The sequence below is a fragment of the Streptomyces sp. NPDC001617 genome (genome assembly GCF_053596855.1).
This window is the reverse complement of record NZ_JBSFHA010000090.1, coordinates 1-14,567: the sequence shown is the minus strand read 5'-3', so window position 1 is coordinate 14,567 and position 14,567 is coordinate 1. Positions and strand designations below refer to the sequence as shown.

The following is a 14,567-nucleotide window of genomic DNA, read 5'->3' as shown; positions in this document are numbered from 1 at the left end:
GGTTCTCCACGAAAAGGTATGGGGTGGGGCGCCGCGTCCCGGGGGGAATCGGAGGCGGCGCCCCAGTACAAGGGGGCGGGTGTTACGAGACGCTGCGCAGGGCGTCCGCCGGGCGCATCCGCGAGGCGCGCCAGCCGCCCATCGCGCCGGCGATCAGACCGCCGGTGACCGCCAGGCCCACCGCGAGCGCGATGGTGGTCAGGGAGACCGGGGCGGACAGGGCGATCTCCATGGTGTTGGAGGTCGACTGCTGGCCGGGGCCGCCACCACCGGGGCCGCCCATGCCGCCACCGCCACCGGAGGAGCCGAGCTGCGCGGTGAGCTTCGGGCTGATCGCGGTGACCGCGTAGGCCGCCGCGAGGCCCAGTCCGATGCCGAGGGCACCGCCGAGCAGACCGTTGACCATGGACTCGCCGACGACCTGCCGGGTCACCTTGCGGCTCGGCCAGCCCAGCGCCTTCAGCGTGCCGAACTCACGCACCCGGCGGGACACCGCCGAGGAGGTCAGCAGGGCCGCCACCAGGAAGGCCGCGGCCAGCACCGCGATGGACAGCCACTTGCCGACGCTGGTCGCCAGGTTGGAGGCGGTGGAGAGGGAGCCGGAGACGGTGGAGGCCAGGTCGGCGGAGGTGGTGACCGTGGTACCGGAGATGTTCTTCTGGATCGTCTTCTTGACGGTCGCGATCTGCTGGGAGTCGGTCGCCTTGACGTAGATCGTGGTGACCTTGTTCTTCGAGTCGCCCAGCGTCTGCGCCGGCTTCAGCGGCACGAACACGTCCGTGGTGGACTCGCTGCTGTCGGGCGTCGCGATGCCGATGACCGTGAACTTGGTGCCGGAGATCTTGAAGGTCGAACCGACCTTGTACTTCTTGGACTTGGCGTACGACTTGCTGATCACGGCGACCTTCGCGCTGGTCTGCGAGGAGGTGAAGGTCTTGCCCGAGGTGATCTTCGAGGTGGCCAGCGGGCCGAGCTCCTGGTTGCCGACGTCGATGCCGGCCACCGAGTAGGAGTTGACGTTGAAGGAGGCGCCGCCGCCTTGCACCTGCGGCTGACCGCCACTGCTGCTGTTGCCGGTGCCGCCGCCGGGGCCGCCCTGCTGCTGGGAGCCGGAACTGGAGGTGGAGGTGGACGACTTCGCCTTGCCCTGGGTGAAGGAGCCGTCGACCTTGGTCACGTTCAGTGTGATCGCGCCGACCGCGCTCTCGACGCCGTTCTGCTTCGCGACCTTGGTGACCAGCGAGGACGACAGAGCCTGACCACCCTGCGTCATGACCCGGTCCGAGCTCTGCGTGGTCTTCTTGCTCGACTTGGCGTCGAACTTGAAGTTCGGGCCCTGCGAGCTGCCGGCCTTGGGCGCCGACTGCGCCTTGGTCACCGTCATGTCGGTGCCGAGGCCGTAGAGCGACTTGAGGACCTTGTCCTGCGCCTGTGTCATACCGGCCGACACCGAGTTGACGGTGATGACCAGGGCGATTCCGAGCGCCAGACCCAGTGCGATGACCAGAGCCGCTTTCTTTCTGCGGCCCAGTTCGCGCTTGAGATAGATGCCAAACATCCCGTTCCTCGAAGGTTCTTGGCGCCCGCTGTGGGCGCGGCCACAAACTATGGAGAAACCTTTGAGTCGCACTGAGTAAAGGATGTGTCAGAGCTGAGAAAGCGGGGTATGACTTCAAATTTTCGTAAGACAGGCAATTCCTAAGCTGTAGAGGGGCTACTGCCAGGAAACCCCTGTTGGGTGGGTGTTACGGTCCCGGGATGCACGGTTCCCCTCCACTCTCCCGGCGTGCCGCTCTCGGCCTGACCGCCGCCGCGCTTCCGCTTGCCGCGGCGACCCCCGCACACGCCTCGACGGTCGTCGGCGGGGCGCGCCTCGCCCGCGCCGGAATTCAGGGCACGAGTCTGCCCAGGAAACTCACCGCCGCCGCCTGGCTCGTGGCCGACTGCGACAGTGGAGAGGTCCTCGCCTCCTACAACGCGCACAAGCGTCTGGCGCCCGCGTCCACGCTGAAGATGCTGTTCGCCGACACGGTGCTGGACAAGTTCGACCGGAGCCGGCGGTACAAGGTGACCGACGCCGACCTGGCCGACATCCCGTCCGGCTCCAGCCTGGTCGGCATAAAGCCCGGGATCACGTACACCGTCGAGCAGTTGTGGCAGGGCGTCTTCCTTCGCTCCGGCAACGACGCCGTGCATGTCCTCTCCCACATGAACGGCGGGATGGCGAAGACCATCGCCGAGATGCAGGCCAAGGCCGAGGATCTGCAGGCCCTGGACACCCATGTCGTCAGCCCCGACGGCTTCGACCACAAGGGCCAGCTCTCCTCCGCCTACGACCTCACCCTCTTCGCCCGGCACGGCCTGAAGAACGCCGACTTCCGCGGGTACTGCCACACGAGGACCGCGAACTTCCCGGCGGGCGGCAAGAAGACCTTCCAGATCCAGAACACCGACCGGCTGCTCACGGGCGCGTGGGGGGTGAAGACGTACGACGGCCTCATCGGCGTCAAGAACGGCTACACCAGCAACGCCGGCAACACCTTCACCGGTGCGGCGACCCGCGACGGCCGCACCCTTCTGGTGACGGTCATGCACCCCAAGAGCGGCTACAACGCCGTCTACGAGGAGACGGCCGCGCTGCTCGACTGGGGCTTCAAGAAGGGGAGTTCGGCGGGGGCGGTCGGTGCGCTGGTCGAGCCGCTCAGCGAGGGCGGGAAGAAGGCGACGCCGTCCGGGAAGGCGACGACGGCGGCGGCCGGCCCGCCGGGTTCGGCGGCCTCCGGCGACCCCTCGCCCTGGCGGCTGTTGGAGGGCGCGGGCGGCACGGTCGCGCTGCTGGCGGCAGGGGGGTGGGCGCTGCGCAGGCGGCGCAAGAGCGAGACCCGGCAGACGGATTGACGCTCGCGGCAGCCGTTCCACGCACCGGTGCGTACCTCGCGGTCCCACGCGAGATCCACCCCCACCCGATGCGGGGAACGGCTGCCGCCTCCCCCCTCGGTTTGGCCTGCGGAACTCCACAGCTCCAAGTGTGAAGCTCTTGTGGAGGAGATTTGAGCATAGGCCCACGACCGGCCGCAATGGTCCGGATGCTCAAATTCCGCTTGTGCAAATCGAGTCAGCCGCGTCCCACGTACGGCATCGCGGTGGCCAGCACCGTCGCGAACTGCACGTTCGCCGCCAGCGGCAGCTCCGCCATGTGCCGTACCGTGCGCGCCACATCGGCGACGTCCATCACCGGTTCCGGCGCGATCTCGCCGTTGGCCTGCAACGCTCCCGTCTGCATCCGCGCGGTCATGTCGGTGGCCGCGTTGCCGATGTCGATCTGCCCGACGGCGATGTCGTACGGACGCCCGTCCAGGGAGAGCGACTTGGTGAGGCCGGTCAGCGCGTGCTTGGTCGCGGTGTAGGCGACGGAGAGCGGCCGGGGTGTGTGCGCGGAGATCGACCCGTTGTTGATGATCCGTCCGCCCCGCGGGTCCTGCTCCTTCATCTGCCGGAAGGCCGCCTGCGCGCACAGGAACGCCCCGTTGAGGTTGGTGTCCACCACATGCCGCCACGCGTCGTACGGCAGCTCCTCCACCGGCACCCCGCCGGGACCGAACGTCCCCGCGTTGTTGAACAGCAGGTCGACGCGTCCGAACCGCTCCACGGTCGCGGCGAACAGCGCGGCGACGTCCGTCGGCTGCGAGACGTCCGTGCGTACGGCGACGGAGGCGCCCTCGGCCACCAGTCCCGCCGTCTCCTCCAGCGTCTCGGGCCGCCGCCCCGCCAACGCCACCGACCACCCGGCACCCAGCAACTCCACGGCGACGGCCCGCCCGATCCCGGACCCGGCGCCGGTCACGACGGCGACCTTCGAGTTCGTCTTCATGGCCCCGCAGCGTAGGCGAGCTTCCGGCATACGGGATACGACGTCCGCCATACGGGTGCCACCCGCCGGTAAACCCGTGTGGCCCCGCCTTGCCCGCCCCGTTCGCACCCGACGGCGGGCTGCCCGCCCAACCGGGGGACGTCGACGGGAAGATGGCACAGGGCACGGCCGCGCCCTTCGTGGCGGAGCTGGGCGCGCAGGGCCTCAAGCCGGCGTGACCTGCTGCTTCACCGGTTCGATGGCCTCTTCGGGATAGCGGACGCCGATCTGCTCCCGGATCGCGTCCAGCGTGCGCATCACGGAGAGGGTGCCGTCGAGCGGGACGAGGGGGGACTCGGTCTCGCCGGCCCGCAGGGCGCGCATGACCTCGCGGGCCTCGTGCCTGAGGCTGTTGCGGGCCCCGTCGGCCGGGTCGGCGGTGAACTCCTCGGGGTCGCGGCCGTCCCGGTGCAGCACAAAGCGGTCCGGGAAGAAGAAGCCGTACGGGATGTCGATCCGCCCCTGTGAGCCCGTGATGGAGGCGGAAGTGGCCGTACCGCCGATGATGGAGCAGTGCACCGAAGCGAGAGCACCGCTCTCCCAGGAGAGCAGTGCTCCCGTCTGGAGATCGACGCCCTCGTTTGAGAGCACTGCTCTCGCGGTGATGTCGGAGGGCTCGCCGAGGAGGAGGTGGGCGAAGGAGACCGGGTAGACGCCCAGGTCGAGCAGCGCGCCCCCGCCCTGCGCCGGATCACGCAGCCGGTGAGCGGGCGGGAAGGGGCCGGCCAACCCGAAGTCGGCCTGCACGCTGCGCACTTCACCGATCGCGCCGCCGTCGACCAGCTCCTTCAGCCGTCGCACCAGCGGGTTGCAGTACATCCACATGGCTTCCATCAGGAAGCTCCCCCGCCCCCGCGCCAGCGCGACCAACTCCTCGGCCTCGCGCGCGTTCAGCGTGAACGCCTTCTCGCACAGCACGTTCCGCCCGGCCTCCAGACAGAGCCCGGCAGCCGCCCGATGCGCCGAGTGCGGGGTGGCGACGTACACGACATCGATGTCCGCGTCCTCGGCGAGCGCACCCCACTCCCCGTACGCCCGCTCGATCCCGAACCGCTCGGCGAACGCCTTGGCGGAGGCCTCGGTCCGTGAGGCCACGGCGACGACCTCCGCATCCGGCAGATCGACGAGATCCGTCGTGAACGCGGCGGCGATCCCCCCGGTCGCGAGAATCCCCCACCGCACGCTCTCCGCAGCCATCCCGGAACCCACCCACCCTCGCCCATGTGATGCTCGGCACTGTGTACGAGCTGAGAGCATAGGTCGCGTATCCATCGGAAAGGGAGGGGCACATGCCCGAGCAGGGGGCGTCGACACCTCACATACGGCGGGCGGCCGGGCCGGAGACGGAGCCGGCCGCCAGTTCCGCCGTGCGCCGCACCGGTCTTCTCATCACCCTCATCCTCGGCGGGCTCACCGCCACGCCCCCGCTGGCGATGGACATGTACCTCCCGTCCCTCCCGGAGGTCACCCGCTCGCTGCACGCCCCCGCCGCGACCGTCCAGCTCACCCTCACCGCCTGTCTGCTCGGCATGGCGCTGGGACAGCTGGTGGTCGGTCCGATGAGCGACCGGTGGGGGCGCAGGCGTCCGCTGCTGATCGGGCTCGCGGTGTACGTCCTCGCCACCGCCCTGTGCGCCTTCGCGCCGACGGTCGAACTGCTGGTCGCCTTCCGGCTGACGCAGGGGCTGGCGGGCGCGGCCGGGATCGTGATCGCGCGGGCCGTCGTACGCGATCTCTACGACGGTGTGGCCATGGCCCGCTTCTTCTCCACCCTGATGCTGGTCGGAGGGGTCGCCCCGATCGTGGCGCCGCTGATCGGCGGGCAGATCCTGCGGGTGACGGACTGGCGGGGCGTGTTCGCCGTCCTGACGGTCGTGGGGCTGCTGCTGGCCGGGGCGGTGTGGACGCAGCTGCCCGAGACGCTGCCGACGGCTGAGCGGCACTCCGGTGGCGTGGGCGAGGCCCTGCACTCGATGCGGAGGCTCCTGGCCGACCTGCCCTTCTCCGGTTTTATGCTCGCGGGCGGCTTCGCCTTCGCCGCGCTCTTCGCCTACATCTCGGCCTCGCCGTTCGTGATCCAGGAGATCTACGGCGCCTCCCCGCAGACGTTCAGCCTGCTGTTCGGCGTCAACTCCGTCGGACTGGTGGCGGTCGGCCAGCTCAACGGGAAGGTGCTGGTGGGGAGGGTGAGCCTGGAGAAGGTGATGGGAGTCGGGCTGGCGATCGTGATCACGGCCGCGACCGCGCTGCTGCTGATGTCGACGGGGGTGTTCGGCGAGGTCGGCCTCGCGCCCGTGGCCACCGCCCTCTTCGTCCTCATGTCGGCGATGGGCATCACACTCCCCAATGCCCAGGCCCTCGCCCTGATGCGCACCCAGCACGCCGCGGGCTCCGCGTCCGCGCTGCTGGGCACGTCCTCCTTCCTCATCGGCGCCGTCGCCTCCCCGCTGGTCGGGATCGCCGGCGAGCACACCGCCATCCCGATGGCCGTCGTCCAACTGGCGGCAGCACTGGTAGCGCTGGCCTGTTTCATGGGAATGTGCCGTCCCTGGAACAAACGTGCGGGTGTGGAGGGAGCAGGGAGCTGAGCGCGCCGAGACTGCGCGGGGACACACCGGACAAGGCCGGACTCGACCCCGAGGAACTCCGTCATCTCGTCCGGGAGGTCCACGACCTCACCACCGGGGAGCGCCCCTGGGCCGCGGGCACCGTCGTGGTCGCCGGGCGCGGACCCGTGATCGCCGTCGAGGAGGCGGCGGGCTGGGCGGTCCGCTACTCCCGGTACGACCCGGAGACGGACCGGGGTGTCGAGCTGCCGAAGAGATCACGCGTCCCGATGACCGTCGGCACCCCCTTCGACATCGCCTCCCTCACCAAGCTGTTCACGTCGGTCGCCGCCGTACAGCAGATCGAACGCGGCACGCTCGGCATCGACGCGCGGATCGGCGCGTACCTGCCGGAGTTCCGGGCGGCGGCGCGGCACGGGATCACGGTACGGGAGCTGCTGACGCACACCTCGGGTCTACGGCCCGAACTCCCGCTCTACGACTGTGCCGACGACGCGGAGCGCATGGCGATGCTGCACGCGGAGGCCCCGATCGGTGTGCCCGGCACCTACACCTACTCCGACCTGAACATGCTGCTCCTCCAGTACGTCCTGGAACGCCTCACCGGCCGCACGCTGGACGTCCTGATCCACGAGGGCATCACGCGCCCGCTGGGCATGACGTCCACGGACTTCGGGCCGTCCCCGGGCGCGGCGGCGACCGAGGACCAGCGGAAGCCGTGGGCGAAGGTGAACCGGGGGATGCTCCGGGGGGTCGTCCACGACGAGAACGCCTGGGCGCTCGGCGGAGTCGCCGGCCACGCGGGCCTGTTCTCGACGGGCCGGGACCTGGCGATCTTCTGCCGAACCCTGCTGGCCGGGGGCTCCTACGGCCCCGCCCGCATCCTCGGCCCGGACTTCGTGGAACTGCTGCTGACGCCACCGGGGCTCGGCTTCGCCGTCGACCAGCCGTGGTTCATGGGGGAGTTGGCGGGGCGCGGGGCGGCCGGGCACACGGGCTTCACGGGGACGTCGATGGTCCTGGACCCGGGGACGGACACGTTCCTGGTGTTGCTCGCGAACACGGTGCATCCGGTGCGGCGGCGGGCGGACAGCGGGCCTCGGGCGGCCGCGGCGACGCGGGTGGCGCGGGCCGTGCTGGGGGCTCCGCCCCCAGACCCCCGATCGGCCTGAACGGCCTCGTCCTCAAACTCCCCCAGAGGGGGTACCCCCAGACGGGCTGAAAACGCCGACCGGCGCCGGGAAGGTGCGGCCCGCTTAGAATCGCCCGGTGAACGACCCCACTTCCCCGGCCGAGACCCTGCGCCACCGCCTCGCCACCCTCCTCGACGGCCTCCCGCCCAAGCAGGCCGCGCAGGCCGTCGAGCGGCTGATCGCCAGCTACCGGGGCGCCACCCCCACCGACGCGCCGATCCTCCGGGACCGGGCGGACGTCGCCGCGTACGCCGCCTACCGGATGCCGGCGACCTTCGAGGCGGTCCGGTCGGCTCTGGAGGAGTTCGCCGACACCGTCCCCGACTGGGCCCCCGCCGGCCATGTGGACGTCGGTGGCGGCACCGGTGCCGCGACCTGGGCCGTCACCTCCACCTGGCCCGGCGAGCGCAGCGTCACCGTGCTCGACTGGGCCGAACCCGCCCTCGCCCTCGGCAGGGAACTCGCCGCCGCCAACCCGGCCCTGCGCAACGCCAGTTGGCAGCGCTCTCGGATCGGATCAGCGCTCAGCATCGAGAGCACCGATCTCGTCACCGTGTCGTACGTGCTGAACGAGCTGGCCGAAGCCGATCGCGCAGCCCTCGTCGACCGCGCCGCCTCCGCCGCCCAGGCCGTCGTCATCGTCGAGGCCGGCACCCCCGCCGGCTACGCCCGCGTCATCGAGGCCCGGGATCGGCTGATCGCCGCCGGGTTCCGGGTCGCCGCCCCCTGCCCGCACAGCGCCGCCTGCCCGATCGTCCCCGGCGAGGACTGGTGCCACTTCTCGGCGCGGGTCAGCCGCTCCTCGCTGCACCGCCAGGTCAAGGGCGGCTCCCTGGCCTACGAGGACGAGAAGTTCAGCTATGTCGCCGCCACCCGACTGACGACCGTCACTCCGGCCCCCTCCAGAGTCGTCCGGCGCCCGCAGATCCGCAAAGGCCAGGTTCTCCTCGACCTCTGCGAGAGAGAGGAGCAGCTGCGGCGCACCACGGTCACCAAGCGTCACGGCGACCTCTACAAGGCCGCCCGGGACGCGGACTGGGGCGACCCCTGGCCGCCGTACACACCGGAGTCGTAGAACCGCCGAACGATACGGTCGCCCCATGGTCAGTAAGCCCGCCCCCGACGCCAACCGCCGCAGCGAGAAGTCCCGTCGGGCCATCCACGACGCCGCTCTCGCGCTCGTCGCCGAGGGCGTGGTCAACGAGCAGCTCGGGCGGGAATGTGTGGCGAAACTCATCGGGCCCGCTTCCCAGTTGTACGTCGACCGGCTCCGCGCTGCCGGTGCCGCGGGGGAGCTGCGCCCGGACCTGGACCCGCGGATCGCCCTGGAACCGTTCGTATCGCCGCTGGCCCAGCGCTGGTTGCAGCACACGGGCCCGATCTCGTACGACTACACCGACACCCTCGTCGTCGACTACGCCCCGCACGGCCTCGCGCCCCGCTGACGCCTTGTACCACCTGCCCCGGATGTCGGCTCTGGCCCCCCGGGGCACGGAATGGTGGGACCATAGGGCATGCTGTTCCGCACGACAGCGAGGCGAGGGGATAGATGAGCGCGGACGTAGGCGGCCGGACCGGCCTGCAGGGCAAACTCTCCCAGTGGCTGCGCGGAGGCCGCCGCCCGAAGGAGGCCGCCGACGACGGCGGTCGGGAAGCCCTGCTGCTGGCCGCCGCCGATGCGGGTCTGCCGCTCGCGCCCGCCGCGCATCCCGCGCCCGGCTACCGCTGCTCCTGCGACCGCGTGGGCTGTCCCACCCCGGCCCGGCACCCGGTGTCGTTCGCCTGGCAGACGCAGTCCACCACCGACCGCGCGCAGATCGAGCGCTGGGCCCGGCATCAGCCGCAGGCCAACTTCATCACCGCGACCGGCATGGTGCACGACGTGCTGGACCTGCCGCTGGAGGCGGGAAGGGAGGCGCTCGAGCGGCTCCTCGCGTCCGGGATCGAGGTGGGCCCCGTCGCCGAGAGCGACGACGGCCGGCTGATGTTCTTCACCCTCACCCGGGGCACCCCCGAGGACGAGGACGAGTGGTGGCCCTGCGAGCTGGACTGCCACCCCGAGACCGCGGACGAGCACCCGGGCCTGCGCTGGCACTGCCGGGGGTCGTACGTCCTTGTGCCGCCCGCTCGACTGCCCGGTGACCAGAGCGTGCACTGGGTGCGCGGGCCGGAGCACCCGCTGCCCGACCCGCTGAGCCTGCTGGAGATCCTCACCGACGCCTGCGCCCGCTACGCCGGCGAGGAGCCCGACCACGTGAGCGCGGCCTGGCCCCTGCGCCGGTAGGCGGGTCTCGGCTCCCTAGCTTCCCGTGCCCGAGGTCATGCCCTCCAGGCGGGCCAGGACCGACACCCGGCCGCTGCCCTTCGGGTCCAGAGCCACCTCGTTCGACATGAACTCCATCGTGAGCGACTGCTTGATCTCACCGCTCACCAGGGCCAGCACGTCCGCGTTCTGCTTGGGGATCGAGGCGTTCAGGGCCGCCGTCAGCTTCTGGTAGCGGCGGTGGGCGAAGAACACCAGCGCGCCGCCGTCCGCGGTGCGCAGCGCCAGCGGGGCGTAGTCGCCGCTCGTCAGCGGCTCGTCGATGAACTGCGTGGCGAGACCGGGCTGCTTGGCGGCCTTCGCACGCTGTGCGCGCCACTTGCTGGTGTGCGGACCGTCGGCGAAGGTCTTGCCGCCGCTCCTGAGGTAGGCCGCGTAGTTCCGGCTCAGGTCCTGGGGAGCGATGGCCAGTTCGGTCGAGTTCGCCGGTACGGCCTCCGCCCAGCCGTCCTTGTCCTTCTTCAGCTCCGGCAGCGAACCGGGCGTGATGAGGGTGAGGTACGCCACCTGCCAGGGGTCGCCCAGGTCGTTGCGGGTGAACACCAGCAGCCAGTGCGCGTTGCCGCCCTTGTTGCCCTGCGCCTCGGCGACGAACCAGCGGGGCCAGCCCGCCTTCTTCGGGATCGTGAACTTCGCGTCGGAGAACTCCAGCGGCGAGTAACCCGGGTTGCCGCTCGGGTAGTTCTTGTGACCGGCCTTCAGCCGGCCCGCGTCGATGTCACCGAGGGCGCCCGTGACATGGTCGGCGTCCAGTGAACTGTCGTACGCCTTGTCCGCCTTGTTGTACGCGGTCGTGAACGCCTTCAGCGCCTTGGCGGCCTCGGCGCGGGTGGAGGAGGGGAGCACCTCGCGCTCCCCGTGCACCACCACGCAACCGCTCGCCGTCAACGACAAAGCGGTCACCGAGGCCGCTATCAGTACCCGACGGTCAAGCCTTCGTCGCCTCGGACGGCTGCGATCCCTGCTCATCGCGTCCCTTCACCTTCGCCTTCCCGGAGGCGAACCCTACCGGGGCGAAGAACAGCGCGAGCGTCGGGATCAAGTACAGCAGCCACACCGTGACCTGAAGGACGGTCGGGTCGGGCTGGAAGTTGAACACGCCCTTCAGCAGCGTCCCGTACCAGCTGTCCGGCGGGATCGTGTTGCTGATGTCGAAGGCCAGGTGCGTGAGGCCGGGCAGGATGTCCGCCTCCTGCAGGTCGTGGAAGCCGTACGCCAGCACGCCCGCCGCCACGACGACCAGCATGCCGCCGGTCCAGGTGAAGAACTTGGCCAGGTTGATCTTCAGGGCGCCGCGGTAGAACAGCCAGCCCAGGAAGACCGCGGTCGCGAGGCCCAGGGCCACACCGATCAGCGGGCGCGGGGTGCCGTCGCTGGCCGCGTGGACCGACGCCCACACGAACAGGGCGGTCTCCAGGCCCTCCCGGCCCACCGCGAGGAACGCGGTGGCGACCAGCGCGCCCGTGCCCATCGCCAGAGCGGCGTCCAGCTTGCCGTGCAGCTCCGCCTTCAGATGCCGGGCGGTGCGCCGCATCCAGAAGACCATCCAGGTCACCAGGCCGACCGCGACGATCGACAGAGAGCCGCCGAGACCCTCCTGGGCCTTGAACGTCAGCTCCTGGGAGCCGAATTCGAGGACGCAGCCGAAGCCCATCGCGATCAGGACGGCGACGGAGATGCCGATCCAGATGGGCCGGATGGCGTCCTTGCGGCCCGTCTTGACCAGATAGGCGATCAGGATGCAGACGACGAGGCTGGCTTCCAGGCCCTCGCGCAGACCGATCAGATAGTTGGAGAACACGGGCTACGCCTCCTTGGAGAACAGCGTGCTGCCCCACCAGTCGTCCTTGTCGCGGACGCCCGGCGGGACGGCGAAGACCGCCGAACCCACGTGCTGGATGTACTCGTTGAGCGCGTCCTGCGCCGACAGCTTGCGCTGCAGCGGGATGAACCCCTTGCGCACGTCGCGCATGTAGGCCAGGAAGAACAGGCCCGCGTCGAGGCGGCCGAGGCCGTCGGTGCCGTCGGTGAAGGAGTAGCCCCGGCGCAGGATCGTGATCCCGTTGTTGGAGTCGGGGTGCGCGAGCCGGACGTGCGCGTCCGGCTTCATGGCCTTCAGGAACGGCTTGTCGTGCTCCTTGGCCTTGCCGACCGGGGCACCCTCGCCCTTGTCCCGCCCGAAGACGTCCTCCTGCTCCTGCAGAGAGGTGCGGTCCCAGGTCTCGATGTGCATCCGGATGCGGCGGGCGACGAGATACGACCCACCGGTCATCCAGTCGCTGCCGTCCTTCCCGTCGACCCACACGTACTTCTTCAGCCGGTCGGTCTCCGTGCCCGCGATGTTGCGGGTGCCGTCCTTGAAGCCCATCAGGTTGCGCGGGGTCTGTGCGTCCGGGGTGGTGGACGAGGTCTTGCCGAAGCCGAGCTGCGACCAGCGGATGTTGACCTTGCCCATGCCGATACGGGCCAGGTTGCGGATCGCGTGCACGGCGACCTGCGGGTCGTCGGCGCAGGCCTGGATGCACAGGTCGCCGCCGGTACGGGTCTTGTCGAGGGCGTCCCCGGCGAACTGCGGGAGGTCGACGAGAGCGTCCGGCCGCTGGTCCTTGATCCCGAACTTCTCGCCGTACTTCTCGAACAGCGACGGCCCGAAGCCGATGGTGAGCGTCAGCCGTGAGGGCTTCAGCCCCAGCGCCTCACCGGTGTCGTCCGGCGGAGCCTCCGCCAGCCCCCCGTAGGCACCCTCCCCGACCGTCTTCCCGCCGGTCATCCGGCGCGCGGCCGCCGTCCAGTCCTTCAGCATCTGCACGAACTCGGCGCGGTCGTCGGTCTGCAGGTCGAACGCGGCGAAGTGCAGCCTGTCCTGCACCGGCGTGGCGATGCCGGCCTGGTTGGCGCCGTGGAAGGCGATCGCGGCGCCCGTCTCGGCGGCGGTCGGATCCACGTCGTTGCCGACGCGGGTCATCGCGACCGCGCCGCCGGCCGCGGCGGCACCGAGCGCGAGCCCGGCGCCGCCCCAGCCGATCAGCGAGCGCCGGGAGGGGGCCTTGTCGGCGGCCTCGGCGGTGGATGCTTCCTGGGTGTCCGTCATGGTCAGTCGTCCCTTACTTCACGACGGCGGCGGCGAGCTTGGAGAGCGGCTCGGCGAGCGCGTTCACGGCGTCCGAGAGCTCCTTGCGCTGGGTCTCGGTGACGGTGTCGTACGAGACGAAGCCGTCCGAGGTCTTCGTGGTGCGGTACTTGTCGAGCAGTGCGTCGAGCGCGGCGAACTGCTTGTCGAGTTCGGTGGTGAGCGCCGAGTCGTTCTTCTTCGCCACCGGCTTCAGCAGCGCGTACGCCTTCTGTGCGCCCTCGACGTTGGCCTTGAAGTCGCTGAGGTCGGTGTGCGAGTAGCGGTCCTCCTCGCCGGTGACCTTGCCGGTGGCGACCTCGTCGAGCAGCTCCTTGGCGCCGTTGGCCATGGAGGTCGGGGTGATCTCGGCCTTGCCGACCCGCTTCTGCCAGTCCTTCAGATCGGTGACCAGCTGGTCGGCGAGGGTCTTCTCCTCATTGCCGATCTTCTTGTCCTGCCACAGCGCCTTCTCCAGCCGGTGCCAGCCGGTCCACTTCTGGCCCTTCTCCAGGCCGTCGGCGCGGGTGTCGGTCTTCGGGTCGATGTCTCCGAAGGACTCGGCGATCGGCTCGGTGCGCTCCCAGCCGACGCGGGAGGGGGCGAAGGCGTCCTGGGCGGCCTTGAGGTCACCTGCCTTGACGGCCTTGGCGAAGACCTCGACCTTCGGGATGGTCGCGTCGGCCTGCTCCTGCGCGTACTCGCGGTAGTCGGCGACCGCCTTGTCCAGCTGCGGGTTGCGCTTGGCGACGGCGCCGGAGCCGGTGACGGTGAGCTTCTGGCGGACGCCGTGACCCTTCATGCCGGGGCGGCAGGCGATCTCATAGGACCCCGCCTTCACCTCGGCGGTCAGCGTGTACTTGGTCCCGGACCCGATGTTCTCCTTCTCCGACACGATCCGGTCGTCCGGGAAGAGGATCTCGATCTCGGTCGCCTTGGAGCCCTTGTTCTCGATGTTCAGGGTCACTTGGCCGGCCGGCACGGACTTGGTGGAGGTGTCGCACTTGGAGTCGGCGGCGGTCACCTTGATCGCGGCGTCACCGTCGCCCTTGCTCTTCTCCGTGCACCCCGTGACGGCGGTGAGGGCCGCGGCCGTGGCGACTGCGGTGAGGACGGAGAGTCTGGCGGCTCGCATTCAGGCTCCAAGAGGTGACGAAAAATCGCGTGTCGGGTTCACGTAGGCATGGTGAGGCTCACCTAACTTATCTAAGGCTTGCCTGACTGATACCCGCCCATGCGGTGATTCAGCTCTCATGGACGCCGTATGAGCACGGACTGATCACGGCAACTCAAAGTGAACCCCAAGGAATGGTCAAGGAAGATTCAAGGTCCCTTGAGGGCGTGCAGGCAGCCGCGTACGGCGGGAAGGGGCCGGGGCGGGGGGTGTCCGCCCGCAGCGGCGGGCGTCCATCACCGCGCACCCTCCAAAGACACAGCACCGCCCGACCGAGGACGGACACCCCCC

14 protein-coding genes are annotated in these 14,567 nt (G+C 70.1%); 7 read left to right on the top strand and 7 right to left on the bottom strand.

From position 1 onward, the window contains the following. Positions 1–82: 82 nt before the first annotated feature. The gene (locus ACWC09_RS42745; protein ID WP_450856500.1) at positions 83–1,558 is read right to left on the bottom strand and encodes an ABC transporter permease; all 1,476 of its coding nucleotides are present in this window, start codon (positions 1,556–1,558) and stop codon (positions 83–85) included. 200 nt (positions 1,559–1,758) lie between these two features. Between ACWC09_RS42745 and ACWC09_RS42740 the strand changes: the two genes are divergently transcribed. After that, positions 1,759–2,898, top strand: coding sequence for a D-alanyl-D-alanine carboxypeptidase family protein (locus ACWC09_RS42740; RefSeq protein WP_450856499.1), 1,140 nt, complete (start codon positions 1,759–1,761; stop codon positions 2,896–2,898). A gap of 217 nt (positions 2,899–3,115) precedes the next feature. On the opposite strand, the gene ACWC09_RS42735 is transcribed toward ACWC09_RS42740, so the two are convergent. Next, a complete protein-coding gene (locus ACWC09_RS42735) occupies positions 3,116–3,871 on the bottom strand; it encodes an SDR family oxidoreductase (RefSeq protein ID WP_450856498.1) in 756 nt (251 codons plus the stop codon). 89 nt (positions 3,872–3,960) lie between these two features. On the opposite strand from ACWC09_RS42735, the gene ACWC09_RS42730 reads away from it, so the two are divergent. Further along, on the top strand, positions 3,961–4,089 hold the full coding sequence (locus tag ACWC09_RS42730) for a hypothetical protein (protein ID WP_450856497.1): 129 nt from the start codon (positions 3,961–3,963) through the stop codon (positions 4,087–4,089). Here the strand turns inward: ACWC09_RS42730 and ACWC09_RS42725 are convergent. Beyond that, positions 4,076–5,107 (bottom strand): Gfo/Idh/MocA family protein, encoded by a 1,032-nt coding sequence (locus tag ACWC09_RS42725; RefSeq protein WP_450856496.1) that lies wholly within the window; start codon positions 5,105–5,107, stop codon positions 4,076–4,078. The two genes, ACWC09_RS42730 and ACWC09_RS42725, sit on opposite strands and share 14 nt — an antisense overlap. Before the next feature lie 92 nt (positions 5,108–5,199). On the opposite strand from ACWC09_RS42725, the gene ACWC09_RS42720 reads away from it, so the two are divergent. The 5 genes from ACWC09_RS42720 (at position 5,200) to ACWC09_RS42700 (ending at position 9,954) form a co-directional block, all read left to right on the top strand. Further along, the gene (locus ACWC09_RS42720) at positions 5,200–6,498 is read left to right on the top strand and encodes a multidrug effflux MFS transporter (protein ID WP_450856494.1); all 1,299 of its coding nucleotides are present in this window, start codon (positions 5,200–5,202) and stop codon (positions 6,496–6,498) included. Further along, a complete protein-coding gene (locus ACWC09_RS42715) occupies positions 6,450–7,649 on the top strand; it encodes a serine hydrolase domain-containing protein (RefSeq protein WP_450856492.1) in 1,200 nt (399 codons plus the stop codon). Before ACWC09_RS42720 ends, ACWC09_RS42715 begins: the two co-directional genes overlap by 49 nt. A 97-nt stretch (positions 7,650–7,746) precedes the next feature. Continuing rightward, the gene (locus tag ACWC09_RS42710) at positions 7,747–8,745 is read left to right on the top strand and encodes a small ribosomal subunit Rsm22 family protein (RefSeq protein ID WP_450856491.1); all 999 of its coding nucleotides are present in this window, start codon (positions 7,747–7,749) and stop codon (positions 8,743–8,745) included. Between the two features lie 25 nt (positions 8,746–8,770). Beyond that, positions 8,771–9,115 carry a TetR-like C-terminal domain-containing protein gene (locus ACWC09_RS42705; protein WP_450856490.1) on the top strand — a complete coding sequence of 115 codons (345 nt, stop codon included), beginning with the start codon at positions 8,771–8,773 and terminating at the stop codon, positions 9,113–9,115. A 104-nt stretch (positions 9,116–9,219) separates the two neighbouring features. Continuing rightward, entirely contained in the window at positions 9,220–9,954 is a 735-nt protein-coding gene (locus tag ACWC09_RS42700) for a bifunctional DNA primase/polymerase (RefSeq protein ID WP_450856489.1), read from the top strand. A gap of 15 nt (positions 9,955–9,969) precedes the next feature. On the opposite strand, the gene ACWC09_RS42695 is transcribed toward ACWC09_RS42700, so the two are convergent. From ACWC09_RS42695 to efeO, 4 genes are read right to left on the bottom strand one after another with little or no spacing between them, the layout of a single operon-like run. After that, a complete protein-coding gene (locus ACWC09_RS42695) occupies positions 9,970–10,962 on the bottom strand; it encodes a hypothetical protein (protein ID WP_450856488.1) in 993 nt (330 codons plus the stop codon). After that, positions 10,922–11,794, bottom strand: coding sequence for an iron uptake transporter permease EfeU (gene efeU, locus ACWC09_RS42690; RefSeq protein ID WP_450856487.1), 873 nt, complete (start codon positions 11,792–11,794; stop codon positions 10,922–10,924). The genes ACWC09_RS42695 and efeU overlap by 41 nt, the downstream gene beginning before the upstream one ends. Positions 11,795–11,797: 3 nt before the next feature. Continuing rightward, positions 11,798–13,084 carry an iron uptake transporter deferrochelatase/peroxidase subunit gene (efeB, locus tag ACWC09_RS42685; RefSeq protein ID WP_450856485.1) on the bottom strand — a complete coding sequence of 429 codons (1,287 nt, stop codon included), beginning with the start codon at positions 13,082–13,084 and terminating at the stop codon, positions 11,798–11,800. 13 nt (positions 13,085–13,097) lie between these two features. Then, entirely contained in the window at positions 13,098–14,237 is a 1,140-nt protein-coding gene (gene efeO / locus ACWC09_RS42680) for an iron uptake system protein EfeO (RefSeq protein WP_450856483.1), read from the bottom strand. Between the last annotated feature and the right edge of the window lie 330 nt (positions 14,238–14,567).